This is a genomic window from Halorussus marinus (assembly GCF_004765795.1).
In the GTDB taxonomy this organism is placed as follows: Archaea; Halobacteriota; Halobacteria; order Halobacteriales; family Haladaptataceae; genus Halorussus; species Halorussus marinus.
Genome location: NZ_SBIV01000005.1, coordinates 202,407 through 216,192 on the forward strand (window position 1 = coordinate 202,407; position 13,786 = coordinate 216,192).

Sequence of the window (13,786 nt, forward strand, 5' to 3'; positions counted from 1 at the left end):
AACTCATCCGGTTTCGACGCGCGTACCAGAATCCGTATTTCCCCGAGGCCGCTACGCTCGGATGATGGACAGACGCGACCTACTGGCCGCCGGCGCGGCGCTCGGGACAGCGGGGCTCGCCGGCTGTGCCGGGCTCTTCGAGACCCAATCGGCCCGGCGCGGGCAGTTCACGACCGTCGAGGACCGCGGGCCGCAGGTGTATCATCCCACCCACAGCGACGGCATGACGATGATCGGATCGGGCACCAACGGCCGGTATCGGCTCGGGCTGATGTACAGCTACGCCCACGCCTTCTGGACGATTACCGGCTCGGACACCAACCGCGCCGACGTGGGCGACGAGGAGACCGTCCACCTGATGGCGACCGTCTGGGACGACGAGACCGGCACCGTCCTGCCGAGCGCGAACGTCTCCGCGGAGGTGCTGAAGGGGGGCGAGACCGTCGACTCGCGGAGCCTCTGGCCGATGCTCTCGCAGAACATGGGGTATCACTTCGGGGACAACATGGTCCTCGACGGCGACGGCACCTACACCGCCCGGATCGAGGTGGGCGCGATGCAGGCCCGCCGACTGGGCGCGCTCCGGGACGCTTTCGACGAGGGGGCGACGATCGAGGTCGAGTTCGACCACGAGCGCTCGACGATCGGCGACCTGCCCTACGAGGAGTTCCCCGACGAGAAGGGGAACGCCGGGGCGCTCGATCCCGCGGAGATGGACGCCCCGATCGCGCAGGTCCCCGAACCCGACGCGCTCCCCGGGACGGTGCTCGGATCGGCGACCAGCGGCGACGCCGAGTTCGTCGCGTTCCGCCCGGACGACGCCCCCGAGTTCGTCGACGGCGGGGCGTACCTCGCGGTGTCGCCCCGGACGCCGTACAACCGCTATCCGCTGCCGTTCATGGGGTTGGCGGGGACCCTCTCGCGGGGCGGCGAGACCCTGTTCGAGGACAGATTCGAACCCGCGGTCGGTCCCGAGATCGGCTATCACTACGGCGCGGGCGTCGAGGCCGTCGAGTCGGGCGACTCGCTCGCGCTGGCGGTCAACACCCCGCCGGGAGTCGCGCGCCACGAGGGCTACGAGACCGCGTTCATCGACATGCCCGAGATGGACCTGACGCTCGAAGCCTGATCGGTAGGCGTTCGGCGTAGTCGTCTCTGGATATGACCGCGTCTCGCGCCGGCGTCGATGGCCGAACCGACCCGGGCGCGGCGACGCCGGCGGTCTCGGCTCGGACGGGCGCCAATAAATAGGCAATATTTGCCTATAAGAAAAGAAGAAATTGCACATTCATTGCAACCCCGGTGGGGGTTCCGATGCCAAACGACACCACGCGCCGCGCGTTCCTCGTGGGGACGGGGACCGCGGCGACGGCGTTTCTGACGGGGCGTGCCGGGGCGACAACGAGCCAAGAGACTACCACCGCCGGGGGCCAAGAGACCACCACCGGCGACGGCGCCGACCAGCAGTTCGACTTCCCGGTGACGACAGACGTGCTTCTCGACGAGGGGTTCGAGACCGGGAACATCGAGGATCTCGAACGGATGGAAGAGCGCGAGGAGCCGCGATACGGCGGGCCGGTCGAGGAGACGCCCGAGTCCGAAGGCGATCTCATCGATCCCGACCGGCTGACGTTCTCGCTCGCGCCGACCGAGGACCCGGCGGTGTATCAGGACACGATGCAACCGCTGCTCGACAACATCGCCGAGGAGACCGGGAAGACCGTCGAGTTCTTCCCGCTGAACTCCTACGCCGCACAGGTGGAGGCGATGCGGTCCGAACGGCTCCACATCGGCGGGTTCTCGACCGGGACGGTGCCGTTCGCGGTGAACCTCGCGGGCGCGGTGCCGTTCTCGATCCAGGTGTCCGACGAGGGCGACTTCGGCTATCGGCTCTGGGCCATCACGCAGGCCGACAACGACGAGATAAACAGCGTCGAGGACTACGCGGGCAACACCATCGCCCACACCGAACCCACATCGAACTCGGGCAACCTCGCGCCGCGGGCGATCTTCGAGGACCAGTTCGGCGTCGTGCCGGGCGAGGACTACGAGGTCGAGTTCTCCGGGGGTCACCAGCAGAGCGCGCTCGGGGTCGCGAACGACGACTACGCCGGCGCGCCGGTGTGTAGCACCTGCTACGCCCGCGTGGTCGACGCCGACCAGATCGATCCGACCCAGATCAAGTGCGTGTTCGCGAGCCGGCCGTTCCCGACCACGGGGTTCTGTTACCGGTACAACCTCACGCCGGAGCTTCAGGAGGGGATCCGGGCGGCGTTCCTCGAGTACGACTACTCCGATACCTCGATCGCCGAGCAGTTCGAGGGCCGGGGCCAGTGGATCGACGTCGACTACGCCAGCGCGTGGGACGTGATCCTCACGATCCAGGAGGCCAACGAGGTCGAGTACGAGGAGGGCGAGATCGGCGAGTGACCGCCGGGCGGCCACCGCGGTCGGGGCCGAGGCCCGGCCGCGACGGATGCAACTTATTTATCATAGAAGAGCATTACGTTTCGGTAGCTGCCGAGAGCCGTATCGGGAGCGGGGGAGTGGACGCATGCTTACTGTCAGTGACTTACACAAGACCTACGAGACCGGCGACGAGGCGCTCGGGGGCGTCTCGATGGAGGTGTCGGGAAACGAGATCGTCGCCATCGTCGGCCCGAGCGGCGCCGGAAAGAGCACGCTCATCAGGTGTATCAACCGTTTGACCGAGCCGACCGCCGGGGAGGTGTGGCTCGACGACACCGAGATCACGGGCCTCGACACCGCCGAACTCCGGAAGGCACGGCGGGACATGGGGATGATCTTTCAGGAGTTCAACCTCGTCGAGCGGCTCACCGTGATGGAGAACGTCCTCTCGGGGCGACTCGGCTACACCAGCAACTGGAAGGCGCTCCGTCGGAAGTTCGCGGGCGAGGACGTCCAGCGCGCCTACGAGATCCTCGATCGAGTCGGGCTCGGGGGGTACGACAACAGCCGCGCCGACGAGCTGTCGGGGGGCCAGCGCCAGCGGGTCGGCATCGCGCGGGCGGTGATCCAGCGCCCCAAGATACTGCTGGTCGACGAGCCCACCAGCAGTCTCGACCCCGAGACCTCCCGGTCGGTGATGGAGCTACTGACCGACATCGCGACCGACGACGACATCCCCGTACTGATCAACATCCACGAGATCGATCTCGCGATCGACTACGCCGACCGGATCGTCGGGCTCTCGGACGGCGAGATCGTCTTCGAGGGGCCGCCCGAGGCGCTCGACGAGGAGGGTCGGGACGTGATCTACCGCGGCGGGGAGTCGCGAGTCGGCCGGGCGGCGCCCGACGAGACGACCGACTCGCTCACCACCGAGAAACGGGAGTGATGGGATGTCGCTCGAAGAGCAAACGTCGACCGAGTACGGCTCGTGGGAGCGTCCGAGCGCCTTCTACAACAAGTACATCAAGTGGGTCATCTACGGACTCATCGTGGTGTTCGTGGTCTGGAGCATGTGGGACATCCGGATCTCGTTCGCCCGGTTCGTCGCGGGGATCGACGCCGCGGTGGATCTGGTCCAGAACATGGTGCCGCCCGAGCTCACGCCCCGCAAGCGCGAACTCCTCGTCGAGGGGCTCGTCGAGAGCATCAACATGTCGATCGTGGCGACGGTCATCGGCATCCTAATCAGCCTCCCCGTGGGGTTTCTCGCGGCCGAGAACCTGATGCCGTCGTCGGTGTACTACGCTAGCCGCGGGGTGATCTCGATTTCGCGGTCGTTCCACGAGCTCATCGTCGCCATCGTCGCGGTCAAGGCGGTCGGGTTCGGCCCGCTGGCGGGCGTGATCGCGCTGTCGTTCAAGACCATCGGGTTCTTCGGGAAACTGCTCGCCGAGGAGCTCGAAGACATCGACAGTGGCCAACTCGACGCGATACGGGCGGTCGGCGGGAGCCGGTTTCAGGTGTTGCTGTACGGCGTCCTCCCGCAGGTGTTGCCGCGGATCGTCGGACTCAGCATCTACCGGTGGGACATCAACATCCGCCACAGCACCGTGGTCGGCATCGTCGGGGCGGGCGGGATCGGCGTGACCCTGCTCAACTCCTTCCAGAAGTACGATTACGACTTCAGCCTCACGATCATCCTCGCGATCGTCGCGATCGTCCTCGTTGGCGAGGCCGTCAGCGCGATCGTCCGCAGGAGGGTCCAGTGATGGCCGCAGAATCAGACGACCGCGAGTGGCGGCGGTTCTCGCCGACCCAGCGGGCGCTCCGCGCGCTCGGGGTCGGACTCGCCGTCGCCGCCTTCGTGGTCTCGTGGCGGGCGCTTGACATCAACTACGAGTACGCCGCGACCGCGCCGCGGGAGACCTACGATCTGCTCAGCCGGATGTACCCGCCCGACCTCGGGTACGTCACCGAGATCCTCCCGCCGCTGATCGAGACGATCCACATCTCGATCCTCGGGACCGCGTTCGCGGTCCTGATCTCGCTCCCGATCGCGTTCCTCGCGGCCGAGAACACCTCGCCGAACCGGGCGACCTACTACCTGGGGAAGTTCATCGTGTCGTTCACCCGGTCGGTGAACGTCATCATCTGGGCGCTCATCTTCGTGGTGCTGTTCGGGTCGGGCGCGCTCGCGGGCGTGCTGGCGATCGCGGTCCGGTCGATCGGGTTCACCGCGAAGCTCATCGCAGAGGGAATCGAGGAGATCGACCACGGGCAGGTCGAGGCGATCCGGGCCACCGGCGCGAGCCCGTTTCAGGTGCTGATGTACGCCATCGCGCCCCAGATCAAGCCCGCGTTCGTCGGCGTCTCGACCTACCGGTGGGACATCAACGTCCGGGCCTCGACCATCATCGGGTTCGTGGGCGCCGGCGGCATCGGAGTAGCGCTCACGACCAGCATCAACTCCTTCGCGTGGGACAACGTGCTGACGATCCTGATCGCGATCCTCGGCGTGGTCGTCTTCAGCGAGGTCTTCTCGGCGTACATGCGCCGGAAGGTCCGATAGCGAGACCGCCCCGGACTCGGTCCCCGGCCCCTCGCGGGCCGGCGGAACTCAGACCGCGCCCGCGCCGTATCGCTGAAGCCCGTCGTAGTCGGCGATGAGCCCGTCGACCCCGGCCTCCTGTAACTGCTCGGCCTGCCGCCACGTCTGGACCGTCCAGACGTTGACCGCCCGGCCGGCGTCGTGGGCCTCCGCGATCAGGTCGACGTCGGCGAACGTCTCGGGCTCCTGACCGTCGTAGTATTCGTTCCCGAAGAAGTCGGTACCCCGGATCATGTTGCGCGGCGGGTGAAGCGCCTCGCAGTCGTACTCCTCGGTGATCGCCAGCCCCTCCTCGATGGAGTCCCAGAACAGAAACGCGATCGGGACGCCGTCGTCGACCTCCCGGACCGCCGCCAGCGCGCCCTCCTGGAACGACGAGACGAGCACCTCGTTGTCGTGGTCCGCGGCGATCGCGAGCGCGTCCTCGGCGAGGTCCATCCACAGTTCCGTCTGGGTCTCGAGCGCCTCGCCGTCGAGGTTCTCCGCGAAGCGGATATCCGCAGAGCCGGGGTTCTTGAACTCGATGTTCACGCCCACCTCCGACGGGATCGCCCGCATCGCCTCCCCGAGTCTGGGGATGGGCTCGTCGGTTCCCAGTACCCGGAGCTCGCGGAGCCGATCGGTCGGGGTCTCCCAGACGTACTGGTCGGCCATCCTCTCGGGGGCATCGGTGAGCCGCCCGAGCGTGTCGTCGTGAAACACCATCACGTCGCCGTCGGCCGACGGCATGATGTCGATCTCGATCATGTCGGCCTTCACCCGGTCGGCGGTCGGCGGCGACTGGCCGGCGACCGACCCTCGGATCGCCCCGAGGGTGTTCTCCGGGTAGAGCCCGGCGAACCCGCGGTGGGCGACGAGCGACGCGGCGTCCGCGCCGCCTTGGGTCGGCGGCCGTCGCTCGGCGTCCGTCGACTCGTCGGCCCCGCTCGTAGCGCTCGCCGCTCCACCCACGAGAGATGCACCCGTCACTTTGAGGAACGTCCGTCGGGACAGTTCTTGTATTTTCCCCAGCATGACGCCCGAGCTACGCCGTCGCCGATAAAAGTAATTATTAATTCATAGTTTCGTGACCGGGCCGAATCTAACCCCGGACGCGGAGCGCGGTCGGGACCGGCGCGCCGAACGCTTATCCACTCGCGACCCGTACCGGTGGCCCAACGAATGAGCGACCACTCGGGGACGGACGGGAGTTCCCCATGACCTACGACGGTGCGGTGATCGACCTCGACGGCACGGTGTACCGGGGCGGCGACCTGCTCGCCGGGGCCGACATCGGTATCGAGGCGTTGCGGCGCCGGACCGCCGTCGCGTTCGTCTCGAACAAGGCGATCGAGCGGCGCGCGGACTACGCCCGGAAGCTCACCGACCTCGGCGTCCCGACCGAGCCCGGAGAGGTGCTCAACTCCGGCGCGATGACCGCCGACCTGCTCGCCCGGGAGTACCCCGACCGCGCGGCGCTGGTGGTCGGCGAGGCGCCGCTGGTCGCCGACCTCGAAGCCGCCGGCGTCCGGGTCACCGAGACGCCAGCCGACGCGGGGGTCGTGGTCGCCTCGATGGATCGGTCGTTCGACTACGAGACGCTGACCGCGGCGATGAACGCCCTCGACGGCGACGCCGCGTTCGTCGCGACCAACCCCGACCGGACCTGCCCGGTCGCGGACGGCGAGATCCCGGACGCCGCGGGCATGATCGGCGCGATCGAGGGCGTCACCGGCCGCGAACTCGACGCGGTCGCGGGCAAACCCTCGCCGACTGCGATGACCGCCGCGACGAACCTGCTCGAGGCCGACCCGGGCGACTGCCTGCTGGTGGGCGACCGGCTCGAAACCGACATCGAGATGGGCGAGCGCGCCGGCATGACGACGGTCCTCGTGCTGACCGGCGTGACCGACGAGGCCGACCTCCGGGAGGCGACGGTCGAACCGGACTACGTGCTCGACTCGCTCGCGTCGATCGAGACGGTGCTGTGAGCCCGGCCGACCGAACTCACTCGTCGGCCAGCGGCACCGTCAGGACGGGTACGTCGGCGGTCCGAACCACCTTCTCGGTCACGCTCCCGATGAGATACCGCTCGACCCCGCGGCGGCCGTGGGTCCCCATCACGACCAGATCGACGCCGTACTCCTCGATGTAGTCGAGGATCGTCTCGTAGGGGTCGCCCTGCAACACCACGTCCTCGACGTCGACGCCCCGTGCCTGGGCTCGCTCGACGACGTCGCCGACGATGTCCTCGCCTTCCTCGACCAGCACGTCGCGAGCACCGTCGTCGAGCGTGGTCGTGCTGTACTGGTTTGTGTCGGCGACGTACAGCGCGTGGACCGACGCGTCGTACGTCGACGCGATGTTGAGCGCGTTTTCGAGGGCGGCCTCGGTCCCCTCGCTACCGTCGGTCGGGAACAGAACTGTCTCGTACATGGAGGGTCATTCGGGTGATAGCCTTTTGACTGTTTCGCGCCGGTCGGTCCGGACGATCATTCCTCGACTTCCTCGGCGTCGACCAACTGGAACAGATCGTCGTAGTCGTCGGGGAGCTGGGCCCGGACCTGTTCGAGCTCGCTGCGGGCCACGAGCTCGCTCACCAGCCCGACCACCACGCGGCCGTAGTAAGCCGCGTCGGACTCGTCGACGTTCGCGCGGTCGGCGACCCGCTCGACGAACTCGCCGTAGTCGAAGCGCTGGCCCGAGTCGGCGGCTTCGAGGTAGTAGTCGACCTCCATCGGGAGCGGGCCCGCGAGGTCGGTGGCTTCGCCCGGTTGGAGGCGCTCGCCCAGCGTGGTCAGCACGGCTCGCGTCGCCCGAACGGCTCGGCTCTGCTCGGGCAGTTCGAGGCGGTTCTGGACCTGCCCCATGAACTCGTTGTACTGCATGCGTCCCGGTACCACTGTCGGGGTGAAAGGCGTGGCGGCAGGTCGAGGTCGGGACGGCGACGGTAAACCGGTATAAAGCCCGGTTACGGCTCTCGACGACCGAGAACGCCCGAATCGTTTTCCCGAGCGGGAGACGAACGATCTAGTATGTACGAACGCATACTCATTCCGACCGACGGAAGCGACGCGGTCGACCCCGCCGTCGAGCGAGCCATCGACCTCGCGTCGACGTACGACGCGGAGCTCCACGCGGTGAACGTCGTGAACCTCGCGTCGCTGTCGACCGAGATACACACGCCGGCGGTCATCGAGTCGTTCGAAGAACAGGGCGAAGTGGCGGTCGAGGCTATCGCCGAACGGGCGGCCGACGCCGGCGTCGAGGACGTGGCGACCGAAGTGATCCACGGCACGCCACACCGGACGATCCTCGACTACGCCGACGACCACGACGTCGACATGATCGTGATGGGGACTCACGGCCGGTCGGGGCTGAATCGCTACCTCCTCGGAAGCGTGACCGAGAAGGTGGTTCGGACCGCCGACGTGCCCGTCCTGACGGTGCGAACGAGCGAGTCGACCGAGGAGTAGCCCGCCGTCTCGGCGCCGGGGCCGACCCGCCGGCTCAGTCCTCGGCGGCCTCGGCGACCGCGGGCTCGCCGTGTTCGACGTCGGTGCCGAGCACGTCGAGGAACTGCGAGAGCCACTCGACGTGGTCGCTCCAGTCCCGGCCGGTGACGAGGTTACCGTCGGTGGTCACGCCGTCGTAGTACTCGCCGCCCGCGCCCTCCACGTCGGCTTCGAGCGCGGAGTACGCCGAGCAGGTCCGACCCTCGATCACGTCGGCCGCCGCGAGGATCTGGGCGGCGTGACAGATGGCCGCGACCGGCTTGTCGGCCTCGAAGAAGTGGCGGACGGTCCCCAGCACCTCGTCGTGGGTCCGGAGGTACTCGGGCGCGCGCCCGCCGGGCAACACCAGTCCGTCGTACGCCGCCGGGTCGATCTCGTCCATCGCGGCGGTCACCCGAAAGTCGTGACCCCGCGACTCGACATACGTCTGGTCGCCCCGGAAGTCGTGGACCGCGGTCTTGACCGTGTCGCCCGCGTCTTTCTGGGGGCAGACCGCCTCGACCTCGTGGCCGACCGCCTGAAGCGCCTGAAACGGCACCATTATCTCGTAGTCCTCGCCGTAGTCGCCGACGATCATCAGTAGCCGCTTGCCGGACATAGTGACAGGTACTACCACCCACAGGACATAATAGCTATCGCCGGTCACCGCCGCGTCCGGAGAGCCACCGCGCCAGCCGACCGATCCCCACCGAGAGCCGCCCGAACAGGAGCTTGAGCCGGTCCTCGATCGGATCGGGGAAGTACCGGGCCGAGGCGACGAAGCGCGCGATCGGACCCACGGGGTACCGGGCCCTCGGGTCGGCGTCGGTCGCCGCCCGGAGGATCTCGGCGGCGACCCGCTCGGGGGTCACCGCGAACCGCTCGCTACCGACCCCGACGCCGCGTTCGAGCACGGCGTACGTCCCGGCGTACTCCGCGGTGCGGTCGTCGGGGTCGGGGAGCCGGTCGCGGGCGGCCGCCGCGAAGTCGCTCGACACCCACGCCGGTTCGACCGCCGCCACGCCGACCGCGTCGGTCTCCATCCGGAGCGCGTCGGTCAGCCCCCGAAGCCCGAACTTGGCGGCGCTGTACGCGCCGAGCCCGGGGAACGCCGACCGCGAGACCACGCTGGAGACGTTCACGATCGTCCCGCCGGTCGCCCGGAGGTGGGGCAACGCCGCCCGGGCCATCCGGCGCGGGCCGTGGAGCACCACGTCGACCTGCCGGACGGCGGCGGCCTCCGGGACGTCCTCGATCGGCCCCGGCGCGGCGTAGCCCGCGTTGTTGACCAGACAGTCGAGCCGACCGGCGGCCTCGACCACGCGCTCGACGCCGTCGCGACACGCCTCGGGGTCGGAGACGTCGAGCCGGAACGTCTCGCAGTCCGGGAGGCCCGCCAGCCCCTCGGCGTCGACGTCGGTCGCGTACACCCGCCAGCCCGCCTCGCGGAACGCCCGCGCGGTCGCTCGCCCGATGCCCGACGCGGCGCCCGTGATGAGGACCACTCGCATACCCGCGATTCGGGCACGGTCGGTTAGGACCTTCCGGAACGGAGCGGTCGCTCGCGGACTATCGTTCGAAAAAAACGGACAGCGCCGCCGACCGCCGACCACCGTCGAGAGAACAGCTCAGGCCGCCGCGTAGGCGTCGTCGTCGGCTTCGAGCAGTTCGTGGTAGCGGTTTCGGATCGTGACCTCGCTGACCTGCGCGACCTCGCTGACCTCGGCCTGGGTGACCTTCTCGTTGGTCAGGAGCGGCCCCGCGTAGATGGCGGCCGCGGCGAGCCCGACCGGCGACTTCCCGCTGTGGAGCCCCTTTCGCTTCGCGTTGCGCAGGAGCTCGCGGGCCCGGCGCTCGCTCTCGTCGGAGATGCCGAGGTCGCTGGCGAACCGCGCGACGTAGTCTTCGGGGTCGGCCGGCTGGATCTGGAGGTTGAGTTCGCGGACGATGTAGCGGTAGGTCCGCTTGAACTCCATCTCGTCGATCCGGCTGACGTTCGCGACCTCGTCGATCGACCGAGGCGTCCCGGTCTGTCGGGCGGCGGCGTACAGCGACGCGGTGGCGACGCCCTCGATCGAGCGGCCGGGCAGGAGATCCTCGTCGAGCGCGCGCCGGTAGATGACCGAGGCGGTCTCCCGAACGTCCTCGGGAAGGCCGAGCGCGGAGGCCATCCGGTCGATCTCGCCGAGCGCCTGCTTGAGGTTGCGCTCTTTGGAGTCGCGGGTCCGGAACCGCTCGTTCCACTTGCGGAGCCGTTGCATCTTCTCGCGCTGGCGACTCCCCAGCGAGTTGCCGTAGGCGTCTTTGTCCTGCCAGCCGATGTTGGTCGACAGCCCCTTGTCGTGCATCATCTTCGTGGTCGGGGCGCCGACCCGGCTCTTCTGGTCTTTCTCGGCCGCGTCGAACGCCCGCCACTCGGGGCCGCGGTCGACGGAGTCCTCTTCGACGACGAGGCCGCAGGCCCCACAGACGGTCTCGCCGTGCTCGCTGTCGGCGACGAGATCGCCGCCACACTCCGGACAGGTGTCCTCGCGCTCGGGGGCCCGCTCCTCGTCGGTTCGTTCCTCGTTCGATACGTCGGTCTGCTCGCTGTAGCTCTGGATGCGTGTACTCGTCATGGTGGTGATGGGTGGGCGGGGACTACCGGGAGGAGGAGAAACCCTGAAGAATCTCCGGGAGTCCTGCTTCCTAACTCTCAGTAAGGGCGACAACTACTTAAAGATTTCGCCCATGTGTGTGAGTGGCGCACAGTATCGGACCCGCGAGACGCCGGCGTCGTGGCGGATTACTTCGGGATTTAGAGGCAGTTCAGGCCGGTATCTCTGAGTCGGCCGTCCTCGGAATCCCGAACGCAGTTGTGCAATATTTTTGCAAAACTACCCCTCGTCGCGGAGCGACGCCATCGCGGCCTCGTCCGAGACCTGCTCGAACGACCGGTAGAACCGACCGACGGCGTCGAACTCCGGCGGCGACTCGACGCAGACGACCTCGTCGGCTTCCGCCCGGACCGTCGCCAGCGAGCGCGGCGACGCGACCGGAACCGCGAGGGTCACGCGGTCGGCCCCCGCCGCCCGGACCTGCCCGAGCGCCGCGATCGCGGTCGCCCCCGTCGCGAGGCCGTCGTCGACCACGAGGACGCGCCGGCCGTCCAGATCCGGGAGTTCGTCGGTTCCCCGATAGCGAGAGAGCTTCTCGCGGGCGAGCTCGGCTTCCCGGCGGCGCTCGCGCTCGAAGTACGCGTCGGTCGCGCCGGCCGCCGCCACGAGATCGTCGTTGCGCCACGCGGTGCCGTCGCTCGCCACCGCGCCGAGCGCGACCTCGGGGTCGTCCGGGGCGCCGATCTTCGAGGCGACCACCACATCGAGGGGCGCCCCGAGCGCGTCGGCCACGGCGCGCGCGACCGGGACGCCGCCCCGCGGGATTCCGAGCACCACGTCAGCGGTCACGCCGCGGTCGGCGAGCGCGTCTGCGAGTCGCCGTCCAGCGTCGGTTCGGTTCTGGAACATCCTATCGTGTGTCGCGGTACCGATTCGCATAAATCTGAGCGTGCTGGCGACGCTGGTGGCCGTCGAGAGGACAAAACCCATATAACCTAATTCGATGTACACGAGTGCATGGCGTCTGACCAGACCGGGTTCTCGCGGGCGTGGTTGGTACGCGGCGTGGTGTTGGTTCTCATCGTGTCGCTGATCGCCCCCTCCGCGGTCTCCGCGTTCACCTACGAACCGACGAACCTCCAGAAAGGAACGATCGAATCGCCGGCCGACGGAACGACCGTCATCTCGATACAGGGATTCAAGTTCGCCGGGCAGTCGAACGGCAAGAAGCCCGCTCGCCTCGTCGGGGTGGGGCCGCAGGGCGACGTCGAGTGGATCCACAACGGGTCGAACAACGACGTGACGTGGTTCTACGACGTCGACCCGCTCGACAACGGGAACCTGCTGGTCACCGGCACCAGAAAAGGCGGAACCACCATCTACGAGTACAACCCCGAGACCGACGAGCGGGTCTGGGCCGAGCGCTTCGACGACGTTCACGACACCCACGACGCCGACCTCATCAACAACGGCACCGAGTTGCTGGTCGCGAACATGCGCAACTACAACACGACCAGCGAGACCAACGAGGATCGGATCTTCATCTACGACCGCGAGCAAGGAGAGATTACGTGGGAGTGGCAGTTCGACGACCACACCGACTGGACCGAAGATCAGGGCGGGACGTACGCCGCCGAGGCCCCGAACAACGACTGGACCCACGTCAACGACGTCGACAAGATCGACGACGGCCAGTATCTGATCTCGCCGCGCAACATGGATCAGGTGATGGTGATCAACCGCTCCACCAAGGCGATCGACATGCGCCTCGGGAGCGACGACGACTACGACGTGATGCACGAACAGCACAACCCCAAGTACCTCGAAAGCGAGAACGGGACGCCGACCATCACCGTCGCCGACAGCGAGAACGACCGGATCGTCGAGTACGCCAAGCGCGACGGCGAGTGGAAAGAGACCTGGAAGCTGGGGTCGAGTCAAGTGTTCAACTGGCCCCGCGACGCCGACCGGCTCCCGAACGGGAACACGCTGGTCGTCGACTCGAACAACCAACGCATCATCGAGGTCACGCCGACCGGCGAGGTCGTCTGGGAGTTCTACGCGCCGTGGGCCCCCTACGACGCCGAGCGCATGCATCTGGGCGACGAGCCCGACGGCCCGACCATCGCCGATCAGGACGCCGAAGGCGAGTACACCGTCAACGGGAGCGCGGGACTGACCCCCGGCACCGGCGACCGGCTGACCTTCTCACAGTGGATGAGCAGTTCGTTCGCCGGCACCGCCGTCAGCGGCCCGGTCGACGCGTTCGCGAACCGCTGGTCGAAGATCGCGCCGTGGATCCGGCCGGTCTGGATGGGACCGTGGGACTTCGTGGGCGTGGTCGGCGCGGCCCTCCTGCTGGTCGGCTGGGGGCTGGCCGAACTGCTCTACAACCGTAATCGCATCACGAACGGCGTTCGCGAGCGGCTCGCGTAGCCGCCCGCCGGCGGGTCGTTACTCCCCCGTATTTCGCTGTCGAAGCCACGAGTCGAGACAGCCGTCGCTACAGAAGTGGTACGTCGTCGCCGTCACGTCGCCGAACTCGTTCACCGCGTCCTCGCGGAACATCGGGTGGGCCTCGAACAGATCGGTGAGTTCGCCGCACCCCACGCAGGCGGCGTACTGCGAATCGGCCTCCCCGTCGAAGGCGCCGTACAGTTCTGGCATGCGACCGCTACGCCGGCCCCGGCCGTAGC

At 68.0% G+C, this 13,786-nt stretch carries 16 protein-coding genes; 8 read left to right on the top strand and 8 right to left on the bottom strand.

Features of this window, described 5'->3' with window-relative positions; genetic code table 11:
• Positions 1-64 precede the first annotated feature (64 nt).
• From EPY72_RS11825 to phnE (EPY72_RS11845), 5 genes are all read left to right on the top strand, one after another.
• Positions 65-1,129: an iron transporter gene (locus EPY72_RS11825; RefSeq protein ID WP_135806552.1), complete on the top strand. Its 1,065-nt coding sequence runs from the start codon at positions 65-67 to the stop codon at positions 1,127-1,129.
• Between the two features lie 185 nt (positions 1,130-1,314).
• Positions 1,315-2,430, top strand: a complete 1,116-nt coding sequence (gene phnD, locus EPY72_RS11830; RefSeq protein ID WP_134671535.1) for a phosphate/phosphite/phosphonate ABC transporter substrate-binding protein — start codon at positions 1,315-1,317, stop codon at positions 2,428-2,430.
• A 124-nt stretch (positions 2,431-2,554) separates the two neighbouring features.
• A complete protein-coding gene (phnC, locus tag EPY72_RS11835) occupies positions 2,555-3,358 on the top strand; it encodes a phosphonate ABC transporter ATP-binding protein (RefSeq protein ID WP_135806553.1) in 804 nt (267 codons plus the stop codon).
• Between the two features lie 4 nt (positions 3,359-3,362).
• Positions 3,363-4,181 carry a phosphonate ABC transporter, permease protein PhnE gene (phnE, locus tag EPY72_RS11840; protein WP_134671533.1) on the top strand — a complete coding sequence of 273 codons (819 nt, stop codon included), beginning with the start codon at positions 3,363-3,365 and terminating at the stop codon, positions 4,179-4,181.
• Complete coding sequence (phnE, locus tag EPY72_RS11845; protein ID WP_135806554.1) at positions 4,181-4,981, top strand: phosphonate ABC transporter, permease protein PhnE; 801 nt, start codon at positions 4,181-4,183, stop codon at positions 4,979-4,981. The genes phnE (EPY72_RS11840) and phnE (EPY72_RS11845) overlap by 1 nt, the downstream gene beginning before the upstream one ends.
• Positions 4,982-5,029: 48 nt before the next feature.
• On the opposite strand, the gene EPY72_RS11850 is transcribed toward phnE (EPY72_RS11845), so the two are convergent.
• On the bottom strand, positions 5,030-6,034 hold the full coding sequence (locus tag EPY72_RS11850; protein WP_134671531.1) for a glycerophosphodiester phosphodiesterase: 1,005 nt from the start codon (positions 6,032-6,034) through the stop codon (positions 5,030-5,032).
• Positions 6,035-6,216: 182 nt separating this feature from the next.
• On the opposite strand from EPY72_RS11850, the gene EPY72_RS11855 reads away from it, so the two are divergent.
• A complete protein-coding gene (locus EPY72_RS11855; RefSeq protein ID WP_135806555.1) occupies positions 6,217-6,990 on the top strand; it encodes an HAD-IIA family hydrolase in 774 nt (257 codons plus the stop codon).
• Between the two features lie 16 nt (positions 6,991-7,006).
• Here the strand turns inward: EPY72_RS11855 and EPY72_RS11860 are convergent, their stop codons facing one another.
• Both EPY72_RS11860 and EPY72_RS11865 read right to left on the bottom strand, forming a co-directional pair.
• Positions 7,007-7,435, bottom strand: a complete 429-nt coding sequence (locus tag EPY72_RS11860; protein ID WP_134671529.1) for a universal stress protein — start codon at positions 7,433-7,435, stop codon at positions 7,007-7,009.
• A 56-nt stretch (positions 7,436-7,491) separates the two neighbouring features.
• Entirely contained in the window at positions 7,492-7,887 is a 396-nt protein-coding gene (locus EPY72_RS11865) for a DUF2267 domain-containing protein (protein WP_135806556.1), read from the bottom strand.
• 147 nt (positions 7,888-8,034) lie between these two features.
• Here EPY72_RS11865 and EPY72_RS11870 point away from each other — a divergent pair, with 147 nt between their 5' ends.
• Positions 8,035-8,475 (top strand): universal stress protein, encoded by a 441-nt coding sequence (locus EPY72_RS11870; RefSeq protein ID WP_135806557.1) that lies wholly within the window; start codon positions 8,035-8,037, stop codon positions 8,473-8,475.
• A 34-nt stretch (positions 8,476-8,509) separates the two neighbouring features.
• On the opposite strand, the gene EPY72_RS11875 is transcribed toward EPY72_RS11870, so the two are convergent.
• From EPY72_RS11875 to EPY72_RS11890, 4 genes are all read right to left on the bottom strand, one after another.
• Positions 8,510-9,112 carry a DJ-1/PfpI family protein gene (locus tag EPY72_RS11875; protein ID WP_135806558.1) on the bottom strand — a complete coding sequence of 201 codons (603 nt, stop codon included), beginning with the start codon at positions 9,110-9,112 and terminating at the stop codon, positions 8,510-8,512.
• 34 nt (positions 9,113-9,146) lie between these two features.
• Positions 9,147-10,004 carry an SDR family NAD(P)-dependent oxidoreductase gene (locus EPY72_RS11880; RefSeq protein WP_135806559.1) on the bottom strand — a complete coding sequence of 286 codons (858 nt, stop codon included), beginning with the start codon at positions 10,002-10,004 and terminating at the stop codon, positions 9,147-9,149.
• A gap of 117 nt (positions 10,005-10,121) precedes the next feature.
• Positions 10,122-11,111: a transcription initiation factor IIB gene (locus EPY72_RS11885; RefSeq protein WP_135806560.1), complete on the bottom strand. Its 990-nt coding sequence runs from the start codon at positions 11,109-11,111 to the stop codon at positions 10,122-10,124.
• Between the two features lie 258 nt (positions 11,112-11,369).
• On the bottom strand, positions 11,370-11,999 hold the full coding sequence (locus EPY72_RS11890) for a phosphoribosyltransferase (protein WP_135806561.1): 630 nt from the start codon (positions 11,997-11,999) through the stop codon (positions 11,370-11,372).
• Between the two features lie 108 nt (positions 12,000-12,107).
• Between EPY72_RS11890 and EPY72_RS11895 the strand changes: the two genes are divergently transcribed.
• On the top strand, positions 12,108-13,526 hold the full coding sequence (locus tag EPY72_RS11895; RefSeq protein ID WP_135806562.1) for an aryl-sulfate sulfotransferase: 1,419 nt from the start codon (positions 12,108-12,110) through the stop codon (positions 13,524-13,526).
• An 18-nt stretch (positions 13,527-13,544) separates the two neighbouring features.
• On the opposite strand, the gene EPY72_RS11900 is transcribed toward EPY72_RS11895, so the two are convergent.
• Complete coding sequence (locus tag EPY72_RS11900) at positions 13,545-13,757, bottom strand: DUF7576 family protein (protein ID WP_134671521.1); 213 nt, start codon at positions 13,755-13,757, stop codon at positions 13,545-13,547.
• Between the last annotated feature and the right edge of the window lie 29 nt (positions 13,758-13,786).

What these genes read in the sequence shown, in the direction of transcription:
- EPY72_RS11825 (WP_135806552.1), top strand. Translation starts at nt 65, where the DNA reads ATGGACAGACGCGACCTACTGGCCGCCGGCGCGGCGCTCGGGACAGCG.
- phnD (WP_134671535.1), top strand. Translation starts at nt 1,315, where the DNA reads ATGCCAAACGACACCACGCGCCGCGCGTTCCTCGTGGGGACGGGGACC.
- phnC (WP_135806553.1), top strand. Translation starts at nt 2,555, where the DNA reads ATGCTTACTGTCAGTGACTTACACAAGACCTACGAGACCGGCGACGAG.
- phnE (WP_134671533.1), top strand. Translation starts at nt 3,363, where the DNA reads ATGTCGCTCGAAGAGCAAACGTCGACCGAGTACGGCTCGTGGGAGCGT.
- phnE (WP_135806554.1), top strand. Translation starts at nt 4,181, where the DNA reads ATGGCCGCAGAATCAGACGACCGCGAGTGGCGGCGGTTCTCGCCGACC.
- EPY72_RS11850 (WP_134671531.1), bottom strand. Translation starts at nt 6,034, where the DNA reads ATGCTGGGGAAAATACAAGAACTGTCCCGACGGACGTTCCTCAAAGTG.
- EPY72_RS11855 (WP_135806555.1), top strand. Translation starts at nt 6,217, where the DNA reads ATGACCTACGACGGTGCGGTGATCGACCTCGACGGCACGGTGTACCGG.
- EPY72_RS11860 (WP_134671529.1), bottom strand. Translation starts at nt 7,435, where the DNA reads ATGTACGAGACAGTTCTGTTCCCGACCGACGGTAGCGAGGGGACCGAG.
- EPY72_RS11865 (WP_135806556.1), bottom strand. Translation starts at nt 7,887, where the DNA reads ATGCAGTACAACGAGTTCATGGGGCAGGTCCAGAACCGCCTCGAACTG.
- EPY72_RS11870 (WP_135806557.1), top strand. Translation starts at nt 8,035, where the DNA reads ATGTACGAACGCATACTCATTCCGACCGACGGAAGCGACGCGGTCGAC.
- EPY72_RS11875 (WP_135806558.1), bottom strand. Translation starts at nt 9,112, where the DNA reads ATGTCCGGCAAGCGGCTACTGATGATCGTCGGCGACTACGGCGAGGAC.
- EPY72_RS11880 (WP_135806559.1), bottom strand. Translation starts at nt 10,004, where the DNA reads ATGCGAGTGGTCCTCATCACGGGCGCCGCGTCGGGCATCGGGCGAGCG.
- EPY72_RS11885 (WP_135806560.1), bottom strand. Translation starts at nt 11,111, where the DNA reads ATGACGAGTACACGCATCCAGAGCTACAGCGAGCAGACCGACGTATCG.
- EPY72_RS11890 (WP_135806561.1), bottom strand. Translation starts at nt 11,999, where the DNA reads ATGTTCCAGAACCGAACCGACGCTGGACGGCGACTCGCAGACGCGCTC.
- EPY72_RS11895 (WP_135806562.1), top strand. Translation starts at nt 12,108, where the DNA reads ATGGCGTCTGACCAGACCGGGTTCTCGCGGGCGTGGTTGGTACGCGGC.
- EPY72_RS11900 (WP_134671521.1), bottom strand. Translation starts at nt 13,757, where the DNA reads ATGCCAGAACTGTACGGCGCCTTCGACGGGGAGGCCGATTCGCAGTAC.